This window comes from Pseudomonas sp. BS3767, from assembly GCF_900099665.1.
GTDB lineage: Bacteria > Pseudomonadota > Gammaproteobacteria > Pseudomonadales > Pseudomonadaceae > Aquipseudomonas > Aquipseudomonas cerasi.
This window is the reverse complement of record NZ_FNCX01000007.1, coordinates 296,153-313,038: the sequence shown is the minus strand read 5'-3', so window position 1 is coordinate 313,038 and position 16,886 is coordinate 296,153. Positions and strand designations below refer to the sequence as shown.

Sequence of the window (16,886 nt, the reverse complement as noted above, 5' to 3'; positions counted from 1 at the left end):
ATCACGGACACGGTGTGGCACCCATCAGCTCACCTTCATCAGCAGGATGCTCAAGATGATTTTCATCAATGCACGGTTTCTTACCCAGGACATCAGTGGTGTACAGCGCTACGCAGAGCAGATGTGCCGAGCGCTGAAGCGACTGCGCGACGATCTGCTATTCGTTACCCCGCACAACATCAGACGGCATGACTGCGCCAGCGCATTGGAGGCGCACTGCATCGGGCGCTCCACCGGGCATGCGTGGGAGCAGATCGACCTGCCGCTGTACCTGAAACGTCGGGGCAGTCCGCTGCTGATCTCGATCAGCAACACCGGGCCCATGCTGTATGGCAACCAGATTGCGACTCACCACGACATCAACTATGTGCGCTACCCGCAAAGTTACACCCGGCTGTTCCGGCTGGCCTATCGGACCATCACCCCGATCCTGCTGTCGCGCGCCAAAACGCTGATCACCGGCAGCCACTTCTCGCGCAAAGAAATATCCTCGTTCTATGGCTACGCAGAAGACAAGGTGCTCGTCGTACCGGCTGCGGTCAGCGACGATTTCATACCGGGGTCGACCGCTGTAGGTCAGCCGAACTACCTGCTGGCCGTGTCCTCACCGGCCGTGCACAAGAATTTCAGGCGGATGATTCAGGCCTTTCTCAGCCTGCGTGGCCACACGGATCTGCAACTGCACATTGTCGGCGCAGCCAGCGCGCTGTTCGCCGACCCGAACCTGCAGCACCTCGCCTGCCGTGACCCGCGCATCCGTTTTCTGGGTCGTCTCAGTGATGCCGAATTGATCGAGCAATATCAGGGCGCGACCGCGTTCGTGTTCCCTTCGCTTTACGAGGGCTTCGGCATCCCGCCGCTCGAAGCCCAGGCCTGCGGCTGCCCGGTGCTGGCGGCCAATGCCGCATCGATCCCCGAGGTTCTGCAAGGCAGTGCGCTGTATTTCGACCCGCTGGACGTCAGCCACATGGCCGCAGCCATGCAGCGCATTCTGCTGGATGCGCCCTTGCGTAACGCCCTGCGTGTACAAGGCCTGCAAAACGTGCAGCGCTTTTCCTGGGAGCTTTCCGCGCAACGCCTTTCCCAGCGCATCGACACGTTGCTGGCGTCCGACCCCGCGCAGCAAAGCAGACTGGACGTCACCGCCGAATCGTCCACCGGCAAACCCTGACTCCACAACAGCAACGCCAGGATGCGCGCCGTCGCGTCCGCAGTAGCGCGGGCCATTACAGCAAGGAACGCCCATGAAAATCGCTATCGTCCACGACTGGCTGGTGAGTTACGCCGGTGCCGAGCGCGTGCTTGCATCACTGATCAACGTCTGGCCCGCTGCGGACCTGTTTGCCGTCATCGACTTCCTCAGCGATCAGGACCGCGCGCACCTGCACGGCAAGGCCGCCAGAACGACGTTCATCCAGAAGCTGCCCGGCGCCCGCAAACACTATGCGCGCTACCTGCCGCTGATGCCGCTGGCCATCGAGCAACTGGATCTGTCCGGTTATGACCTGATCATCAGCAGCAGCCACGCAGTGGCCAAGGGCGTGCTGTGCGGCCCGGACCAATTGCACATCAGTTATGTGCACTCGCCGATCCGCTATGCCTGGGACTTGCAGCACCAGTACCTTCAGGAGTCAGGGATGAACAAGGGCATCAAGGGTGGTCTGGCACGTCTGATCCTGCATTACATTCGCCTGTGGGACCAGCGCACGTCGACCGGTGTGGATGCCTTCATCGCCAATTCCGGGTTTATCGGTGCGCGCATCAGCAAGGCCTATCGACGCGACTCCACCGTCATCTACCCGCCCGTGGACACGCTCGGCTTCACTGCCCAAGGCGCGCGCGGGGACTTCTACTTCTGCGCCTCACGGATGGTGCCTTACAAACGCATGCCGATGATCGTCGAAGCCTTCGCCGCGATGCCTGACAAGCGCCTGATCATGATCGGCGACGGACCGGACCTGGCCAAGGCGCAGGCCATTGCCAGCCAGGTGAGCAACGTGACGCTGCTGGGTTTTCAGCCAGGTAACGTGCTGCTCGAGCACATGCGCAGCGCCAAAGCGTTTGTCTTTGCCGCCGAGGAGGACTTCGGCATCAGCCCGGTCGAGGCCCAGGCCTGCGGCACGCCGGTCATCGCCTTCGCCAAGGGCGGCGTCATGGAGACCGTGCACGGCCTGGATCACCCGCAACCGACCGGCGTGTTCTACCGACAGCAAACGGTCGCATCACTGATCGCCGCCATCGGCGAATTCGAAGCGGCGCAATCACGCATCTCTCCCGAGGCCTGCCGGGCCAATGCCGAGCGGTTTTCGGTCGCGCGCTTCGAGCAGGAGATCAAGGCCTTCGTCGAGGACCGTCTGACCGTCTCAAGCGGGATCCATCTGGCGCGCCTGCCTCAGTCGCCATGGGTCGCCCAGGCATCGCCTGGCCTGGGCAGCGAACTGCCGGGCCGTGTTGTCTCCCTGAAAACCGTCTGAGCGAGCCCTTCCCATGCGTACTTCAGTCCGCGGCATTCTGCGTGCCCACCAGTCAGCGCTTTCACTCGCCCATCGCTTGCTGGACCTGACCGTCATCGTGCTGATCGGTTACTGGCAAACCGGGCTGACGGTCACCGACAGCACAGAGGCCTGGTCGCACATTTTCCTCGCGGTGCTGGTCTTTCACTGGGTCAGCGAGTATCACCAGTTGTATGGCTCATGGCGCGGCGAGCGCATTCTGCGCGAGCTGACCAAAGTCTTCAGTTACTGGGCGATGACCTTCATCACCCTGCTGTCGCTGAACAGCCTGCTGCTCAACCAGACGCAATTGCCCGATAACGGCCAGATGAGCTGGTTTGCGCTGGCACTCGCCGTGCTGTGCGGCTACCGGCTGCTGATTCGTCTAGCCCTGCACACGTTGCGTCGGCGTGGCTTCAACACGCGTCGGGTGGCGATCGTCGGCACCGGGCAGGTCGGCGAGCGGCTGGCCCGGTCCATCGCCCTGGCGCCCTGGATGGGCCTGATCCTGCTGGGCTTTTACGACACGCACCCGCAGCAGATGAATCTGCAGGCGCACAAGCGCCGCCCGCCAGTATTGGGTGATCTGCAGCAGTTGATCGACGATGCCCGCGCAGGCCGGATCGACAAGGTGTACATCACCCTCGCCTTCAGCGCCGAACCGCAACTGCGCGAGTTGATTACCGGCCTGAGCGACACCACCGCCTCGGTGTACCTGATTCCGGATGTGTTCATGTTCGACCTGCTGCATGCGCGCAGTGAAAGCATCAACGGCCTGGCCAGCATCAGCATTTTCGACTCGCCCATGGACGGTGCCTGGAGCCTGGCCAAACGTGCCGAAGACATCGTGCTGTCGAGCCTGATTCTGTTGCTGATCGCTGTGCCGCTGCTGACCATCGCGGCAGCCATCAAGCTCACCTCGACCGGCCCGGTGCTGTTCCGCCAGCGCCGCTACGGGCTGGACGGCCGCTCGATCATGGTCTGGAAATTTCGCAGCATGCGCGTCCAGGAGAACACCGACGGGGTGCTTCAGGCGACGCGCAACGACGCGCGGGTAACGCCGCTGGGCCGTTTTTTGCGACGCACGTCGCTGGATGAACTGCCGCAGTTCTTCAATGTGCTGCACGGCGACATGTCCATCGTCGGCCCTCGCCCCCATGCCATTGCCCACAACGAGCAGTACCGCGGGCAGGTCAGCGGCTACATGTTGCGCCACAAGGTCAAGCCCGGCATCACCGGCTGGGCGCAGATCAACGGCTGGCGCGGCGAAACTGACACGCTGGACAAGATGCGCATGCGCGTCGAATTCGACCTGGACTACATCGAGCACTGGTCGATCTGGCTGGACCTGAAAATCATTCTGCTGACGCTGCTCAAGGGGTTCGTCAACAAGAACGCCTTCTGATGCCGGCGCTGCCCCGAGCACACACCCAACACCCTCGGTACGCAACACGAACGGAGCAATCCCATGAAAGGAAAAACGTCATGAATCGAAGCGTTACTGCGTTACTGCTGGTCAGTCTGGCGCTGCAAGGCTGTGCATTCGCGCCGGGGCAACATATGACGCCGGATGACGTCACCCTCGACAAACCTGACGAGCCCCGGGCACAGTTGATCGAGGTCACCCCGAAAACCCTGCAGCAACAGCAACTGCGCGCCACCGCAGAGGCCAAGGCCCTGCCGCAGGCGCTGCTGGACTACAGAACTCCGGAATACGTGATCGGTGCTGGCGATACCTTGCTGGTCACCGTGTTCGAACACCCCGAACTGACCGCGCCGGGCTCACAGGACCAACTGGATGCCAACACCCGGGAAGTGCTCAACGACGGCACGCTCTACTTCCCCTATGTAGGCAGAATCCGCGCGAGTGGCAGAACGGTCAGCGAGGTTCGTGAGCAGTTGCGCATGGGCCTGGCGCCGCAATACACCGAGGTCAAGGTCGACGTCAAAGTGCTGCGCTACAACAGCCAGCGAATACTGTTGTCCGGTTCTTTCAAGGTCCCAGGCCCGCAACCGATTACCAATATTCCGTTGAGCCTGGTGCAGGCGGTGAGTGTCGCCGGCGTCGACCTGACCGACGCCAACCTGGCCGGGCTGACCCTGCGCCGGGAGGGCAAGGATTACCTGATCGATATCGACTCGCTGAACCGCCGGGATTCGCAACTGAGCCGGATCTTCCTCAAGGACGGCGATTACCTGCACCTGAACAGCAACTCGCGAAACAAGATCTACGTGCTGGGCGAGGTCCGTAACCCTCAGGTGATCTCGTTCGGCACCACCCGCCTGACCCTGCTCGAAGCGCTGGGAAACTCCGGCGGCCTCAGCCCGGACAGCGCAGACGGCGATGCGGTGTACGTCATACGCGGTGCGGAAAACTTTGCCCAGGCGCCTTCCACCGTCTACCACCTCAATGCGAAAAAGCCCACTGCCTACCTGCTGGCGGGGCAGTTCGAGCTCAAGGCGCAGGATGTGGTGTTCGTCGGCCCTGCCGATATCACCCGCTGGAGCCGCTTCATCAGCCAGTTGCTCGGCTCGGCCAGTGTGATACAGACCGGTGCGGCCTTTCGCAACTGACCCGGACGGCCGTTCACCCATCTCCCTGCACGCGGTTGTGCAGGGATTTTTTTGCCTGTCACACCGCGTCAGACTGTTGCCAGAGCAACAGCTGTTCGACAGTTGACGGCTTTTGCATCAGCGCGGCGAACTCTCTCCCCCTGCATGCAATACACGCAGACCCAATAGCTGCGGGCCATAGCCAGCCACACAAAGAGGCTGGCACATAAGCTGCTTTGCAGGTTTACGCTTATCGCAAGGACATCCCACATGCGCGTCGTTTCACTTTCAGGCAGCCCCTCCCCAAAATCCCGTTCCGGCGTTGTGCTGGCCCACGCCAGCCGCTGGCTGCAGAGCCACGGCGTTGAAGTCACCACATTGCGCATACGCGACTTCAATGCAGAGGACCTGCTTTTCGCCCGTTTCGACAGCCCGCAGGTGCTGGAATTGATCGAAGCGGTCAGCCAGGCCGATGGCCTGCTGATCGGTACGCCGGTGTACAAGGCGTCATTTTCCGGCGCACTGAAAACCCTGCTCGACTTGCTGCCCGAGCGCGCGCTGCATGGCAAAGTGGTCTTGCCGCTGGCCACCGGCGGCAGTATCGCGCACATGCTGGCCGTGGATTACGCGCTCAAACCGGTGCTGTCGGCGCTCAAGTCGCAGGAAGTGCTGCACGGCATCTTCGCCATCGATACCCAGGTCAGCTACGACGACAACGAACAAGGCGGTACGCTGGACGAACTTCTCACCGAGCGCCTGCATGAAGGGCTGGAACATTTCCACCACGGCCTGCAACGCCGCTTGCAGGCGCGTCACAAGCAGGCTGGCGGGCATTTGCAACTGGCGTTGTAGATCCGCGGAATAGCCTCGGCATCAATGCTCGATAAACAGCGGATACAACGAGGCCACCAACAGCGCTGCCATCACGCCGTTGAAAATACGTAACCCGAGCGGATCACGCAGAACGTTGCGCAGCAAACTGCCAAAGCCTGCCCAGACGCCCACGCTGGGCAGGTTGATCAGCGCAAACACTGCCGAAATCACCAGCACATTGTAGAAGTAGCCCTGCATGGGGGTGTAGGTGCTGATCGCGCCGATCGCCATGATCCAGGCCTTGGGATTGACCCATTGAAAGAGCGCGGCGCTCATGAAACTCAGCGGCTTGCCCTGGCTGTCGACCTTATCGGACGCGGGCCCCGACGTGGCGATTTTCCAGGCCAGGTACAGAAGGTAGGCAGCGCCCACGTAGCGCAGGATGGTGTAGAGAACCGGCCAGGCCTTGAACACACTGCCCAGACCGAAGCCGACGGCCAGCACCAGAACGAAAAAACCGACACTGATACCCAGCATGTGCGGCAGGGTGCGACTGAAACCGAAATTCACGCCCGAGGCCAGCAGCATCATGTTGTTGGGGCCGGGAGTAATGGAGGTGACGAACGCGAAGAGCGTGAACGCCAGAAGCAAATCGAAAGAGAGAAACATGCTGCCTGTCCGGATCAGTGAGTCAGGTACTCACCCTATCGAAGGCGTTGCAGGAAACACACGGACAGTTAAAGGCCAATTGCAGCAGTACAGTTTTTACGTAAAACCCTTTTCAGGCAGACTGTTAACCTTGTGGCTGCTGCCCCATGACCCCCAGGTCAACGCTGGTTTCGCCTTTTTCATCGAAGTCCCGCGCCTGCTGGAGCTGCGGATCCGCCATCAATTGCGCCTTGCGTGCCTGATAATCATCAAATGACAGGCCGCGACGGTTGAGATCTTCAAGGGCCAGTTGATGGCTTTCTTCAGCACTGAACGCGCGCTGCTCGACAGCGTGGTGAGTGGAGCAGCCGGAAACCAGCGCAACAGTGAATGTCAGGACAAGCGCAAGGGCAAGGGCAAGCATACGGTTCATCAGGGGCCTCCGGTCGGCTTCATTTCAGGAATGAAGCAAGGTTACGCCTGCCCCTGACGCAGCAAAAATCATCCGCCGTGATAGTCGCTATCGACTGTTGCGAGCATTCTCGATCAACACCTCGCGCAACGCCTGAGCCGCCGCTGAAAGCTTGTGATCGGCGAGCATCATCAGCCCGATGCGCCGCTCGATCAGCGGCTCCACCAGCGCTACGCAGCAGGCCCCCAGTTCCTGCATCTGCCCGATGCACAGTGACGGCACCGCGCTGACGCCCAGACCATTGGCAACCATGCGCCCGATGGTCGACAACTGATGACTCTCGAACGCGACCGCCAGCTTGCCGTGGCGCGGCTCGATAGCCTGCTCCAGCAGCAAACGCACCGCCGACGGGCGTTGCAGGGCGATGAAGTCTTCACGCAGCAGTTCTTCCCAGGTGACCTCACACCGCTCGGACAGCGACGACTCCCGTGGCACCACGGCGACGAAGCGATCCATATAGAACGGGGTGAACGACAGGGCACTGTTCGACTCGGGCTCAAAGCCGATACCCAGTTCGACACGGCGATGGCGGACCATTTCCAGCACTTGCTCATTGATCACGTCATGCACCGCCACATTGACGCGCGGGTAGCGCCCGCGAAACACCTTCAAGGCCGCTGGCAGCAGGTTGCCGGCAAACGACGGCATGGCGGCCACCGATACCCGGCCCGTTTGCAGGGTAAAACGCTGACGCAGCAGTTCTTCGGTGTTGTCCCAGTCGGCCAGCAACTGGCGCGCCAGCGGCAACAGGGTTTCGCCTTCGGGCGTCAGACCGACGTTGCGCGTGGTGCGCGTCAACAGCTGTCCGCCAAGGTCCTCCTCGAGGCTCTTGATCGTCAGGCTCAAGGCCGGCTGCGACACGTTGAGTCGCTCGCCGGCCTGAGCGAAGCTCAGGTACTGCGCGACGGCCAGAAAAGCGCGAAGCTGCTTGACGTTCATATATTTGCTTTTCTTATGAATTTATCAGAAAAACAAAATTAACAAATCAGTCCTGCCGAGAGAAGATGCAGATCACCCGATCCTCCGGCAGTGCGACTGTCGGTCAACAACTATAAAAGGCGGATCATCATGGCTGGACTCGATAAACGAGTAGCGACCTACGAAGAAGCTCTTGCCGGGCTGACCGACGACATGACGGTACTCTGCGGCGGCTTCGGCCTGTGCGGCATTCCGGAAAACCTGATCGCGCAGATCAAGCGCATGGGCATCAAGGGCCTGACCGTGGTTTCCAACAACTGCGGCGTTGACGGCTTCGGACTCGGCATCCTGCTGGAAGACCGGCAGATCCGCAAAATGATTTCGTCCTACGTCGGCGAGAATGCCTTGTTCGAAAAACAGCTGCTCAGCGGCGAGCTGGAAGTCGAACTCACGCCACAAGGCACCCTGGCGGAAAAACTGCGTGCCGGTGGCGCGGGCATTCCGGCGTTCTATACCGCAACCGGTTACGGAACGCCGGTCGCCGAAGGCAAGGAAACCCGCCAGTTCAACGGCCGCAACGTGATTCTGGAAGAGGCCATTACCGGTGACTTCGCCCTGATCAAGGGCTGGAAAGCCGACCACTTTGGCAATGTCATCTATCGTCATACCGCACAGAACTTCAACCCGGTGGTGGCCACCGCCGGACGGATCACCGTGGTCGAGGTCGAGGAAATCGTCGAGCCCGGCGTGCTGCTGCCGACCCAGATCCACACCCCCGGCATCTACGTCGACCGGGTCATTCAGGGCACTTTCGAAAAACGCATCGAACAGCGCACCGTCAGAAAACCCTGATAGCGCAGCCTTGGCCGTACAACAATAAAGAGGCTTCAGACGATGGCACTTTCCCGCGAACAAATGGCTCAACGTGTCGCCCGTGAACTCAAGGATGGCTATTACGTGAACCTTGGCATCGGTATTCCGACCCTGGTGGCCAACTACGTGCCCGATGACATCGACGTCATGCTCCAGTCGGAAAACGGCCTGCTGGGCATGGGCGCCTTCCCCACCGAAGACACCATCGACGCGGACATGATCAATGCCGGCAAGCAGACGGTCACCGCGCGCATCGGCGCTTCCATTTTCTCGTCGGCCGAATCCTTTGCCATGATCCGTGGCGGCCATGTCGACCTGACGGTGCTCGGCGCTTTCGAGGTGGATATCGAGGGCAACATTGCTTCGTGGATGATCCCCGGCAAGTTGGTCAAGGGCATGGGTGGCGCGATGGACCTGGTGGCGGGTGCCGACAACATCATCGTCACCATGACCCACGCGTCGAAGGACGGCGAATCCAAACTGCTCACCCGTTGCAGCCTGCCATTGACCGGCGCAGGCTGCATCCGCAAGGTGCTGACTGATCTGGCCTACCTCGAAATCGAAAACGGCGCTTTCATCCTCCGCGAACGCGCACCGGGGGTCAGCGTGGAAGAAATCGTGGCCAAAACCGCAGGCAAGCTGATCGTGCCGGATGACGTGATCGAGATGAGTTTCTGAGTCAGGCGTCTTTGATGCGCCTCTCGTTGCCACACGCCCGTGTGGCCTGCGCAAAGGTATGACGCAGAGCGTCACGAAATGCATGCCAACGCGGAGAATTGGCACGATACTCGTTCCCAAGCTCCGGCCTGGGAACGCCGTTCTGGACGCTCTGCGTCCGCAATAGTCGGCTGCTTAAGTCACTCCCCGATAATAATTACAAAAAGAGGTGCCCCAGATGGCCGCCAACATAGAAGAAAGCCGCTCCGCCCGATTTGCCTTGCGCTGCGCCGCGTGGGCTGAACGCTGGTTTCCTGACTCATGGGTATTTGCCGCATTTGCGGTGGTCATCGTCACGCTGGCGACGCTGGCCATCGGCGCACGCCCGGCCGAGGCTGCCAAGGCGTTCGGTGACGGGTTCTGGAGCCTGATCCCATTCACCATGCAGATGGCCTTCGTGGTCATCGGCGGTTACGTGGTCGCCAGCTCACCGCCTGCGGTACGCCTGATCGACTGCCTGGCCCGGGTGCCACGCAACGGTCGTTCGGCCGTGGCCTGGGTGGCGCTGATATCCATGCTCGCTTCGCTGCTCAACTGGGGCCTTTCACTGGTGTTCGGCGGCCTGCTGGTACGTGCCCTCGCCCGCCGCACTGACCTGCGCATGGATTACCGCGCAGCCGGCGCCGCCGCCTATCTGGGCCTGGGTGCGGTCTGGGCATTGGGATTATCGTCTTCGGCCGCGCAATTGCAGGCCAACCCGGCCAGTCTGCCGCCGTCGATCCTGGCGATTACCGGCGTGATCCCGTTCACACAAACCATCTTTCTCTGGCAATCCGGGGTCATGCTCGCCGCGCTGGTGGTCATCTCACTGATCGTTGCCTACGCCACCGCGCCCGGCCCGAACAGCGCCCGCGACGCCAAGGCCTGCGGTGTCGACCCGGCCTTCAACCTGCCGCCACTGCCGCCTCGTACACGGCCTGGGGAATGGCTGGAATACAGCCCGCTGCTGATCATCCTGATGGTGGTGCTGGGCGTTGGCTGGCTGTTCAACGAGTTTTCGAGCAAACCGGCGATCACGGCGATTTCCGGACTCAACACCTACAACTTCCTGTTCATCATGCTCGGTGCTCTGCTGCACTGGCGGCCGCGCAGTTTTCTCGACGCCGTCGCGCGGGCGGTGCCCACCACCACCGGTGTGCTGATTCAATTCCCTCTGTACGGTTCGATCGCAGCGCTGCTGACCACGGTCAAGGGCGGCGATGCGCAAACCCTGGCGCATTACATCTCGACGTTCTTCACCAGCATTGCCTCGCACGACACTTACGCAATTCTGATGGGGGTCTATTCGGCCATATTGGGCTTTTTCATTCCGTCAGGCGGCGGCAAATGGATCATCGAAGCGCCCTACGTGATGCAAGTCGCCAACGACCTGCAGTATCACCTCGGCTGGGCAGTACAGATCTATAACGCAGCCGAAGCCCTGCCCAACCTGATAAACCCGTTCTACATGCTGCCACTGCTGGGCGTACTGGGTTTGAAGGCGCGTGACCTGATAGGCTTCTCGTTCGTACAGCTGCTGGTCCACACGCCGCTGGTGCTGTTTCTGCTCTGGGCACTGGGCACCACGCTGGCTTATGTGCCACCGGTAATGCCCTGAATGGTTAAGCGTCGAACGCGTAGTCACGTTCGACCCGGCAGATTCGCGTGGTAAACGCCTGATACCAGCGCGAACGTCCCTGCTCGCGGACCTGGGCATGATCGGCCTGCTGTTTCCAGGCCAGAATCGCGGCTTCATCGCGCCAGTAGGACACGGTGATGCCCAGGCCGTCGTCACCGCGCGCCGACTCCACGCCCAGAAAGCCTGGCTGTTGTCGGGCCAGGCTGACCATGCGCTGCGCCGCCTCGGCGTACGCCTGATCATCGTCAGGCGTACGCAACGAGGTGAACACCACGGCGAAGTAAGGCGTGGCAAACCGCGTGGCCATCATGCCGGGTTGCTCAGGCAGGCGCGGACGAACGCGACCACCACAGGAGGCGTCTGACCCTGCAACGCAGCTCGCTCGGGCTGGAACAGTGTGGCGACATAAAACGGGTGCCCCTGCAACTCCATGCAGCGCACTTCGCCCTCGAGACCGCGCCCACTGACTTTCAGGTGCTCGCCGAACAGCGCCGACTCCAGCTCGCGGCGCAGGCCGTAGCGGCAGTGATAGCGCTCTTCGATGTCGAGCCTGCCATAGGCTTGGGCAATCAGCGTGTCGGGTTGCAACTGGATCGCTGCCACCGATTCAACCAGCGAGCAACTGAGTGGCTCGATGATCACGTTTGCCGCATCCGGCGCCGTTTCGCCATGTTCGGCGTCTGCCCAGCCCAGCTGGTGGCGGGCATACTCGAGCAACGCGTGCTGAAAGCCTCCGCACGTACCCAGAAACGGCACCCGATGCTCGCGAGCGAAACGAATGGCCGTCAACGCGCCCTGCATATCCCGATACGGGCTGGCCGGAACACACCACAGCCCATCGAATTCGGCGAGTTGCGCACCGCTGCCGATCCGCGGCGTCGGCAACCATTCGAAACCGACCGGCACCTGCGCGGCATCCGCAGCTCTCTGCAAGGCCAATGGAATGGCCTGATGCGCAGGGACATCCGCACTGAAGTCGCCCATCAGACCGATCCGTATCCCGTCGCCTGTATTGTCTGCTTTGCCCATGCCCTGCTCCCTGTTTGATGTCGTACAGCCCGGGCGGACTATAAACAGGCAGCAAAACCAGCAGAATGGGCGTTACAGCAATGCCTCGCGTGCAAGCGTGCACGGTTGCTCATTCAGTCACAGGCGTCAGCACCGGTTGCCCGGCGAAAAACGCCAGCAGGTTATCGTTGACCATCTGCACACTGTCTCTCGAAGCCTCGGGGGACAGGCCTGCCACGTGCGGTGTCAGCACAACATTATCCAGCGTCTTGAGCACGTCCGGCACTGTCGGCTCATCGTCGAACACGTCCAGCGCAGCCCCGGCAATCTGCTCATTCTGCAGTGCACTGACCAACGCCTGGGTATCCACCACGCTGGCGCGGGCAATGTTGACCAGAAACCCGTCAGTGCCCAGCGCTTCAAGCACTCGGGCGTCGATCAGGTGCTGCGTACCACTGCCACCGGGCGTGGCGATGACCAGAAAATCCGATGCGGCCGCCAGCGCCTGCGCTGTCGCATGCCAGGTGTAATCGCAGTCAGTGCGCGGCTTGCGATTGTGGTAACCGATGGCGATATCGAAGGCGGCTGCCCGCTTGGCAATCGCCAGCCCTACCGCCCCCAGCCCGACGATCCCCAGACGCTTGCCTGCCAGCGACGGGCGCACCACCTTGCGCCATTCGCTGCGGCGCACCGAGGCATCGGCCTGCGGAATGTCGCGTACCAAAGACAGCAGCAACGCCAGCGTATGATCGGCCACCGTGGCGGCGTTGACGCCTGCACCATTGGTCACGACGATGCCCCGCGCCTGTGCGGCAGGCAGATCGACCTTCTCGTAACCGGCGCCGCTTACGCAAATGATGCGCAGCTGCGGCAGTGCATCCATTTCCTCGGCGAAAAATCCCAGCGGCCCGCGTGTCACCACTGCGCTGATGCTCGACCCGTGCGTGGCAATCGCCTCGGCGCGCAGTTCGGCCGTCGGGGCGCGAACCAACTGAAAGCCGCTGCTTTCAAGAATCGGCAAATACGTGTCCAGGTTTTCGACCAGCACCAATACCGTTGTCATGCGCGCTCCCGCTCGATCAGCAAAACGTTGACCTTAACGCGACTCGACGCGCTTGTGCAGAGCCGCTGACGCCGGAACTGAAAAAAGCCTTCCCGAACACGCCGAGCATTCATAAAGTGGACGCATTTGCCGGACAGACTAATGCGCAAGCAGACTTGGCAATCAGCAGAGTGCGTTATGGTTGCGTGCAGTGACGCGACCAGTGGCTCTACGGTCTGGCGCGCAGGCTGCTCATAAAAACAGGCTTTCTCAAAAAACAAGGAAACACCCGCCCATGCAAGGATTTCCCACCACCCTGTTGAAAAAGACCCTTTTGGCTGCGGCTGTCATGTCGGGCCTGATGCTGTCGTCAGGCATGGCAGCGGCGGCGGACGCCCCAGGCAAGGTGCTGAGCGAGAAATACGGCCTGCCCTGGCCAGCGGTGATCGCCCATCGCGGTGCTTCGTTCGACGCACCGGAAGAAACCATCCCGGCCTACACCCTGGCGCGCGATCTGGGCGCTGACTACCTGGAAATGGACATCCAGCGAACAAAGGACGGCGTGCTGATAGCGCTGCACGATGACGTGCTGGAACGCACCACCAACATCGCTGACGGTTTCCGACCCGGGTAAAAGACCCGGTCAGCACGTTCACTCTGGCGGAGCTCAAGCAACTGGATGCCGGCTCGTGGTTCAACAAGGCTTACCCGGACAGGGCTCGCGACAGTTACAACGGGTTGCAGATCCTGACGCTGGATGAGGTCATCGACATCGCCGAGGGCGGCGCCAACAAGCCGGGGCTGTACATCGAGACCAAGGTGCCGAACAAGTTTCCCGGTGTCGAAGCCGACCTGAAGAAACTGCTGGCCAAACGCGGCTGGCTCGAACAGCGCCCTGCGGCAGCGCCCGGCCATGTCAATGTCGCGCACATGCCAGGACGCGTGGTCCTGCAGACGTTCGAGAAGCAAAGCCTGGAACTGCTGCAGAAAGAAATGCCGAAAGTGCCCAAGGTCATGCTGCTGTGGATTGGCGAAGGCTCGATAGAGCCCAAATCCAGCGTCGCGTTCAAGGACTCCGGGGCCAAGGACAAGGCCAGCTATTACGCGACCCAGGAAGTCAAATCACCGCAGGAGTTCGAGCAGTGGATTGACTGGGCCAAGGCCCACGGCGCCATCGGCACCGGCCCTTCGTCGCAACTGGCCAAGGGTGGCGACCAGAGCTATATGGACCTGGTCAAACCCTGGATGAACAACCTGACCCACGAGAAAGGCATGGTGATCCACCCGTACACGGTGGACGACGCAGAGGACTTCAAGCGGATCAGCCATGATGGCGCGGACGGCTTCTTCACCAACCGCACCGCCGAACTGTTGAAGTTCTACGGGCGGCCAGCGAAAGAAAGCATTGAAACGATTCTGAAGCGTAACGGCTACTGATCCAGCGGCTGGCCGCATCCGGCGATGCGGCCAGTCAATCAGAAGTCGATAGTGCCCGACAGTTTGAGGGTACGAGGCTCGCCCTGAGTCAGATAACCGCCATAGGCGGACTCCCAGTAATCCTTGTTCATCAGGTTTTCGACATTGGCGCGCAGGGTCACGTCCTTTTGTGCAACGTTGAAGGTATAGCGTGCGCCCAGGTCGAAGCGGTTCCAGGTCGGGATGCTCAGGTTGTTGGCAGCATCGACATATTGCCCACCGGTGCGCAGCATGCGCGCATTGATGGCCGCGCCTTCGATTCCCGGAATATCCCAATCGGCACCCGCGTTGAACTGGAAGGTCGGCACACCTACGGCCCGATTGCCGTCGTTGCTGCCACCGTCCGTACCGCTCACCTCGGTGTCCATCAGGGTCAGACCGGCCAGCAGACGCAAGCCGCTGACAGGCTGGCCAAAGACGTTCATCTCCACGCCGCGGTTGCGCTGCTGACCGTCACGGACATAACGCGACCCGGTGCCTTCCAGAGCCTGGTAGCCGTCAGCCGGTTGCTCGATGCGGTACACGCCCAGGCTCGCGCCGAATGTCCCCATGTCCAGCTTGACGCCCGCTTCCACCTGTTTTGAACGCGACGGCGCAAAAACTTCGCCAGGGTTGATGGTGACTGTATTCGGAGCCGTCGGACCTTGCGCCAGACCTTCGATGCGGTTGGCGTAGAACGACACATATTGCCAGGGCTTGAATACCACCCCGTAGACCGGCGTGGTGATCGCTTCGTCGTACAGCGCATTGCGCGGGCCGCTGCCGTATTCATACCCCTGGACACGCAATTGCTGGCGGCGCAGGCCTGCGGTCAGCAGCAGTCGATCATCGAAGAAACCCAATGTGTCGGAGAGCGCGACGCTGCGCATGCGGCTCTTGCCGACAATGCCGGGATCATTCAGATCGCCTGCGGTGAAACTGTCGAGTGCCGGGCGCTCCTGGGAGACAGGGTCGTAAAGGTTGTTGCTGGAGGTGCCGCCGAACAGATACGCACTGCGCTGCTCGGTCCAGATGCCGGAGAGCCCGAAGTTGACCTTGTGGCTGACCGCACCGGTCTGCAGCTTGCCGTTGATGCCGGCCATGGCGGTCTTGTTGTCTTCGTCGTGCGGGATGAAAGACGGTGCGGCCGTGGTGTTGCCTGCGGCATCGTGGACAGTTGGCGAGCCATATACGCCGACCTCGCGGGTGTGCTTCGCGCCCGCTGCGGCGTACAGCGTCCAGTCCTCGTTGAGATCGTACTCGGCACGGCTCATGCCGAAGGTGTCTTCGGTTTCGGTCCAGGTCCAGTTCGGCGCGTAATTGGTATCCGAGTCCGGAGCATGCGGCACGCTGGTCAGAGCGCTGTCGACAAACACCGTGTTGCGGCTCTGGTTGATGCGCTGCTTCTGGTAGGCAAAATCACCGGAAAGACGGAAGTTGTCACCTCGGTAATCAAGCCCCAGCGCGAACAGCTTGCTGCGATGCTCTTCGTCCTCGACACCGGTCTCGCCTTCGCGCTGCGACAGGTTGAGACGCGCGCCGAAGCGATTGCCTTCGCCGAAGCGCTGCCCCAGATCGAGATGCTCGCCGATCCGGCCGTCGTTGCTGATGTCGGTGGTGAAACGACGCGTCGGCGTATCCTGCGCGCGCTTGGGCTGCAGGTTCACGCCGCCGCCAATCCCGGAACCGGTGGGGGTCACGCCGTTGATGAAGGCATTGGGGCCCTTGAACACTTCAACGCGTTCCAGCGCATCGGCCGATATGATCTGGCGCGGCAGTACGCCGTAAAGGCCGTTATAGGAAATATCATCGGTGGTCAGCTTGAAGCCGCGAATGACGAAGATACTCGAAGCGTTGGCATAGCCACTCGACTGACGCACCGATGCATCATTGAGCAATACGTCGCCTACGGTTTCGGCCTGCTGATCCTCGATCAACTGTTCGGTGTAGCTGCTCATGGTGAACGGCACGTCCATGATGTCGGCATTGCCCAGAACACCCAGTTGCCCGCCGCGCGCCACCTGCCCGCCGGCATAAACCGGCGCAAGCGCGTGAGGGTCGGACTTGTCGGCACTGATATCGGTCTCCCCCAGCACCACAGGGCCGTCCTGCCGAGTGGCAGCCTCTGCAGCGGCCCAGGCCGGAGATCCAATGGAACAGCAAAACGCGAGCAACGTAAGGCGCATCGGCAACGATGGTGAGTTCATCAATAGGTCCTGAAGACAGGTTGAATGAGATCGGAAGCAACCGTCCTGGACATCGCCGATCGGGTGGATG

Annotated in this window: 15 protein-coding genes and 1 pseudogene; 9 read left to right on the top strand and 7 right to left on the bottom strand. The window is 61.3% G+C overall.

The window, feature by feature from the left end; genetic code table 11:
• The first annotated feature begins 55 nt into the window (after positions 1 to 55).
• The 5 genes from BLR16_RS20555 (at position 56) to ssuE (ending at position 5,897) form a co-directional block, all read left to right on the top strand.
• On the top strand, positions 56 to 1,171 hold the full coding sequence (locus tag BLR16_RS20555; protein WP_060707978.1) for a glycosyltransferase family 4 protein: 1,116 nt from the start codon (positions 56 to 58) through the stop codon (positions 1,169 to 1,171).
• A 73-nt stretch (positions 1,172 to 1,244) separates the two neighbouring features.
• On the top strand, positions 1,245 to 2,474 hold the full coding sequence (locus BLR16_RS20550; protein ID WP_074808822.1) for a glycosyltransferase family 4 protein: 1,230 nt from the start codon (positions 1,245 to 1,247) through the stop codon (positions 2,472 to 2,474).
• Positions 2,475 to 2,487: 13 nt separating this feature from the next.
• The gene (locus BLR16_RS20545; protein WP_003370595.1) at positions 2,488 to 3,897 is read left to right on the top strand and encodes an undecaprenyl-phosphate glucose phosphotransferase; all 1,410 of its coding nucleotides are present in this window, start codon (positions 2,488 to 2,490) and stop codon (positions 3,895 to 3,897) included.
• Between the two features lie 80 nt (positions 3,898 to 3,977).
• Positions 3,978 to 5,066, top strand: a complete 1,089-nt coding sequence (locus BLR16_RS20540) for a polysaccharide biosynthesis/export family protein (RefSeq protein WP_054081636.1) — start codon at positions 3,978 to 3,980, stop codon at positions 5,064 to 5,066.
• A 249-nt stretch (positions 5,067 to 5,315) separates the two neighbouring features.
• Complete coding sequence (ssuE, locus tag BLR16_RS20535; protein WP_092194479.1) at positions 5,316 to 5,897, top strand: NADPH-dependent FMN reductase; 582 nt, start codon at positions 5,316 to 5,318, stop codon at positions 5,895 to 5,897.
• Between the two features lie 21 nt (positions 5,898 to 5,918).
• Here ssuE and BLR16_RS20530 read toward each other — a convergent pair whose 3' ends face one another.
• The 3 genes from BLR16_RS20530 to BLR16_RS20520 form a co-directional block, all read right to left on the bottom strand.
• Entirely contained in the window at positions 5,919 to 6,527 is a 609-nt protein-coding gene (locus BLR16_RS20530; RefSeq protein WP_003370588.1) for a LysE family translocator, read from the bottom strand.
• A 124-nt stretch (positions 6,528 to 6,651) separates the two neighbouring features.
• Entirely contained in the window at positions 6,652 to 6,939 is a 288-nt protein-coding gene (locus tag BLR16_RS20525) for a hypothetical protein (RefSeq protein ID WP_074808819.1), read from the bottom strand.
• Between the two features lie 87 nt (positions 6,940 to 7,026).
• On the bottom strand, positions 7,027 to 7,917 hold the full coding sequence (locus tag BLR16_RS20520) for a LysR family transcriptional regulator (RefSeq protein ID WP_003436436.1): 891 nt from the start codon (positions 7,915 to 7,917) through the stop codon (positions 7,027 to 7,029).
• Between the two features lie 129 nt (positions 7,918 to 8,046).
• On the opposite strand from BLR16_RS20520, the gene BLR16_RS20515 reads away from it, so the two are divergent.
• The 3 genes from BLR16_RS20515 to BLR16_RS20505 all read left to right on the top strand — a co-directional run bounded on the left by BLR16_RS20515 (position 8,047) and on the right by BLR16_RS20505 (position 11,083).
• The gene (locus BLR16_RS20515) at positions 8,047 to 8,748 is read left to right on the top strand and encodes a CoA transferase subunit A (RefSeq protein WP_074808818.1); all 702 of its coding nucleotides are present in this window, start codon (positions 8,047 to 8,049) and stop codon (positions 8,746 to 8,748) included.
• Positions 8,749 to 8,790: 42 nt separating this feature from the next.
• Positions 8,791 to 9,447: a CoA transferase subunit B gene (locus BLR16_RS20510; RefSeq protein WP_003370578.1), complete on the top strand. Its 657-nt coding sequence runs from the start codon at positions 8,791 to 8,793 to the stop codon at positions 9,445 to 9,447.
• A 217-nt stretch (positions 9,448 to 9,664) separates the two neighbouring features.
• The gene (locus BLR16_RS20505) at positions 9,665 to 11,083 is read left to right on the top strand and encodes a short-chain fatty acid transporter (protein ID WP_074808816.1); all 1,419 of its coding nucleotides are present in this window, start codon (positions 9,665 to 9,667) and stop codon (positions 11,081 to 11,083) included.
• A gap of 4 nt (positions 11,084 to 11,087) precedes the next feature.
• On the opposite strand, the gene BLR16_RS20500 is transcribed toward BLR16_RS20505, so the two are convergent.
• The 3 genes from BLR16_RS20500 to BLR16_RS20490 form a co-directional block, all read right to left on the bottom strand.
• A complete protein-coding gene (locus BLR16_RS20500) occupies positions 11,088 to 11,414 on the bottom strand; it encodes an antibiotic biosynthesis monooxygenase family protein (RefSeq protein ID WP_024661476.1) in 327 nt (108 codons plus the stop codon).
• Positions 11,411 to 12,133, bottom strand: coding sequence for a CTP synthase C-terminal region-related (seleno)protein (locus BLR16_RS20495; protein ID WP_074808814.1), 723 nt, complete (start codon positions 12,131 to 12,133; stop codon positions 11,411 to 11,413). The genes BLR16_RS20500 and BLR16_RS20495 overlap by 4 nt, the downstream gene beginning before the upstream one ends.
• A 109-nt stretch (positions 12,134 to 12,242) precedes the next feature.
• Positions 12,243 to 13,175: a 2-hydroxyacid dehydrogenase gene (locus BLR16_RS20490; protein ID WP_074808812.1), complete on the bottom strand. Its 933-nt coding sequence runs from the start codon at positions 13,173 to 13,175 to the stop codon at positions 12,243 to 12,245.
• 274 nt (positions 13,176 to 13,449) lie between these two features.
• Here BLR16_RS20490 and BLR16_RS20485 point away from each other — a divergent pair.
• A pseudogene (locus BLR16_RS20485) lies at positions 13,450 to 14,591 on the top strand (glycerophosphodiester phosphodiesterase).
• 38 nt (positions 14,592 to 14,629) lie between these two features.
• Here BLR16_RS20485 and BLR16_RS20480 read toward each other — a convergent pair.
• Complete coding sequence (locus tag BLR16_RS20480; protein WP_074808810.1) at positions 14,630 to 16,816, bottom strand: TonB-dependent receptor; 2,187 nt, start codon at positions 16,814 to 16,816, stop codon at positions 14,630 to 14,632.
• Positions 16,817 to 16,886: the final 70 nt, after the last annotated feature.